Origin of the sequence: Rugamonas violacea (assembly GCF_016461825.1) — a bacterium.
Taxonomy (GTDB): domain Bacteria; phylum Pseudomonadota; class Gammaproteobacteria; order Burkholderiales; family Burkholderiaceae_D; genus Rugamonas.
The window spans coordinates 34,450-38,176 of record NZ_JAEMNU010000139.1; the positions used below are offsets into that span (position 1 = coordinate 34,450).

General features: G+C 63.2%; 2 protein-coding genes. Both read right to left on the reverse strand.

Annotated features, from left to right (window positions below):
• On the reverse strand, positions 1-539 hold a 539-nt coding region (locus tag H7U20_RS30560), incomplete at its 3' end, for a biotin/lipoyl-containing protein (RefSeq protein ID WP_304621730.1).
• Between the two features lie 142 nt (positions 540-681).
• The gene (gene aceE, locus H7U20_RS26125; RefSeq protein WP_199762074.1) at positions 682-3,378 is read right to left on the reverse strand and encodes a pyruvate dehydrogenase (acetyl-transferring), homodimeric type; all 2,697 of its coding nucleotides are present in this window, start codon (positions 3,376-3,378) and stop codon (positions 682-684) included.
• Between the last annotated feature and the right edge of the window lie 349 nt (positions 3,379-3,727).

Sequence of the window (3,727 nt, forward strand, 5' to 3'; positions counted from 1 at the left end):
AGTTCCTTGACCACGCCGGCGTGGCTGGACGGGATCTCCATGCTGGCCTTGTCCGACTCGACGGTCAGCAGCGACTGGTCGACCTTGACGGTGTCGCCCACTTTGACCATCAGTTCGATCACTTCCACTTCCTTGAAGTCGCCGATGTCCGGCACCTTGACTTCGACCGGGCCGCTGGCGGCGGCCGGCGCGGCGGCTGCCACGGCGGCGACCGGCGCGGGCGCGGGCGCGGCTGCGACGGCGGCGGCAACCGGCGCGGCTGCCGCCGCCGCTGCTGCTGCTGCGGGAGCGGCGGCGGCGCCGTCGGCTTCCACCATCAACAGCAGGCTGCCTTCCTTGACCTTGTCGCCAACCTTGATCTTGATTTCCTTGACCACGCCGGCGTGGGTCGATGGAATCTCCATGCTGGCCTTGTCCGACTCGACCGTGATGAGGGATTGGTCGACCTTGATCGTGTCGCCAACCTTGATCATCAATTCGATCACTTCCACTTCCTTGAAATCGCCGATATCCGGGACTTTAACTTCCACAATGCTCATAGCGTTTGCTCCGTATTCTGGTTATGACTTCCTTGCCAGCCGTCGTCCCCGCGCAGGCGGGGATCCATGCCGCGCATCTTGTCACGCGGCGTATGGATTCCCGCCTGCGCGGGAATGACGGTGACGCGGTAGCACGGGATTCTTATTGGGTCACCGGATTTGGCTTGTTGGCGTCGAGGCCGTACTTGACGATCGCCTGCTCGACCACGGACACCGCGATCTTGCCTTCTTCGGCCAGCGATTTCAGCGCGGCGACGGTGATGTAGTAACGGTTCACCTCGAAGAATTCGCGCAGTTTGGCGCGGCTGTCCGAACGGCCGAAACCGTCGGTGCCCAGCACGCGGTAGGTGCGGTCTTTCGGCACGTAGGCGCGGATCTGTTCGGCGAAGGCGCGGATGTAGTCGGTGGTGGCGATGATCGGACCCTCGGTGCCCTGCAGGCAGGCGGTGGCGTACGGCACGCGCTGTTCCTTGCCCGGATTGACCAGGTTCCAACGCTCGGCATCCTGGCCTTCGCGCGCCACCAGGGTCAGCGACGGTGCGGACCAGATATCGGCGGCGATGTCCCAGTCGTTCTTCAGCAGCTCGGCGGCGAAGATGGACTCGCGCAGGATGGTGCCCGAACCGATCAGCTGAACGCGCTGCTTGCTCGTCTTGTCGCCTTCCTGCAGCAGGTACAGGCCCTTGAGAATGCCCTCTTCCTGGCCGGCTTTGAGGCCCGGATGCGCGTAGTTCTCGTTCATGATGGTGATGTAGTAGAACACGTCTTCCTGTTCCGTCACCATGCGGCGCAGGCCGTCCTGCACGATCACCGCCAGCTCGTGGCCGAACGACGGATCGTAAGGCACGCAGTTCGGGATGGTGGCGGCGACGATGTGGCTATGGCCGTCTTCGTGCTGCAAACCTTCGCCGTTCAGCGTGGTGCGGCCGGCGGTGCCCGCCATCAGGAAGCCACGGGCGCGCATGTCGCCGGCGGCCCAGGCCAGATCGCCGATACGCTGCATACCGAACATCGAGTAGAAGGTATAGAACGGGATCATCACGCGGTTGTTGGTCGAGTACGAGGTCGCGGCGGCGATCCACGAGCTCATGCCGCCGGCTTCGTTGATACCCTCTTGCAGGATCTGGCCGGCCTTGTCTTCGCGGTAGTACATCACCTGGTCCTTGTCGACCGGCTCGTACAACTGACCTTGCTGGTTGAAGATGCCGATCTGACGGAACAGGCCTTCCATACCGAAGGTGCGCGATTCGTCGACCAGGATCGGCACGATGCGCTGGCCCAGGCTAGGGTCGCGCAGCAGCGTCGAGATGATGCGGACGAAGGACTGGGTGGTGGAGATTTCGCGGCCCTCCGGGGTCGCGTCGAGCACGTTCTGGAAGGCCGTCAGCGGCGGCACCACCAGGGTTTCGTCGGCCTGTTGGCGACGCTGCGGCAGGTAGCCGCCCAGCGCGGCGCGGCGCTCGTGCAGGTACTTCATTTCCGGCGAGTCGTCGGCCGGTTTGAAGAACGGGATCTCGGCCAGCTTGTCGTCCGGGATCGGCAGGGCGAAGCGGTCGCGCATTTCGCGGATGGCTTCGTCGTCGAGCTTCTTGGTCTGGTGGGCGGTGTTGCGCGCCTCGCCGGACTTGCCCATGCCGAAGCCCTTGACGGTCTTCACCAGCAGCACGGTCGGTTGACCCTTGTGCTCTTGGGCGATCTTGAAGGCGGCGTAGATTTTGTGCGGATCGTGGCCGCCACGGGTCAGGCGCCAGATGTCGTCGTCGGTCATGTTGGCGACCATTTCGAGCAGCTTCGGATGCTTGCCGAAGAAGTTCTTGCGCACGAAGGCGCCGTCCTTGGCCTTGTAGTTCTGGTATTCGCCGTCGACGGTTTCCATCATCACGCGTTGCAGGATGCCTTCCTTGTCCTTGGCCAGCAGCTCGTCCCAGCCCGGACCCCAGATGACCTTGACCACGTTCCAGCCGGCGCCGCGGAAGTCCGCTTCCAGTTCCTGGATGATCTTGCCGTTGCCGCGCACCGGACCGTCCAGGCGTTGCAGGTTGCAGTTGACGACGATGACCAGGTTGTCCAGACGCTCGCGCGCGGCCATGCCGATGGCGCCCATCGATTCCGGCTCGTCCATCTCGCCGTCGCCGCAGAAGGCCCAGACCTTGCGGTTTTCGGTGTCGGCGATGGAGCGGGCGTGCAGGTACTTGAGGAAGCGCGCCTGGTAGATCGCCATCAGCGGGCCCAGGCCCATCGACACGGTGGGGAACTGCCAGAACGACGGCATCAGTTTCGGGTGCGGGTAGGACGACAGGCCCTTGCCGTCGACTTCGCGGCGGAAGTTGATCAGCTGGTCTTCGCTCAGGCGGCCTTCGAGGAAGGCGCGGGCGTAGATGCCGGGCGAGGAGTGGCCCTGGATGTACAACAGGTCGCCGCCGTGGTTCTCGCTGGGCGCCTTCCAGAAGTGGTTGAAGCCGATGCCCAGCATGTTGGCCAGCGAGGCGAAGCTCGACAGGTGGCCGCCCAGGTCGCCGTCGGCGCGGTTGGCCTTGACCACCATCGCCATGGCGTTCCAGCGCATGTAGGAGCGCAGGCGCTCCTCCAGCTCCAGGTTGCCGGGACAGTGGGTTTCCAGGTGGGTCGGGATGGTGTTGACGTAGGCGGTGTTGCTGGAGAACGGGATTTGGGCGCCACGGCGGCGGGCCAGGTCAACCAGACGTTCCATCAGGTAGTGCGCGCGTTCCGGACCTTCCTGTTCGAGCACCGCTTCCAGTGCGTCCAACCATTCTTTGGTTTCTTGCGAATCAGGGTCGGTGGCGGTGCTCGCCGTTACCTGGTCAAGTTGAGCTGACATGTATTAAGTCTCCTGTGTGAGTGCCCGAATCCGGTACGCTGTCGGACGGTGGAACGCTGATTATTTACCAATACTTCTATGACGTGTACCAATTCTAACAGCAGTTTTTCAGTTTTTCAAATTACGATACGACATTCCATATTGTGGGATTTATTGTTTTTCCTGATTGAAACATTGTTGCAACGCAGCACTGGCGCGGCTCGGCGAGGGGCTGGGCCGGGCGAAGCGGCCCAAGCAGAAAACCCCACTGGCGTAAATCTGGGGTCGGACCCCGCGGGGTCCGACCCCGGCTGTGCGCCTTTGGGTGGGTTTGTGGCCGCCGGCGCCTCAACCGGGCGGCATGAGGGTC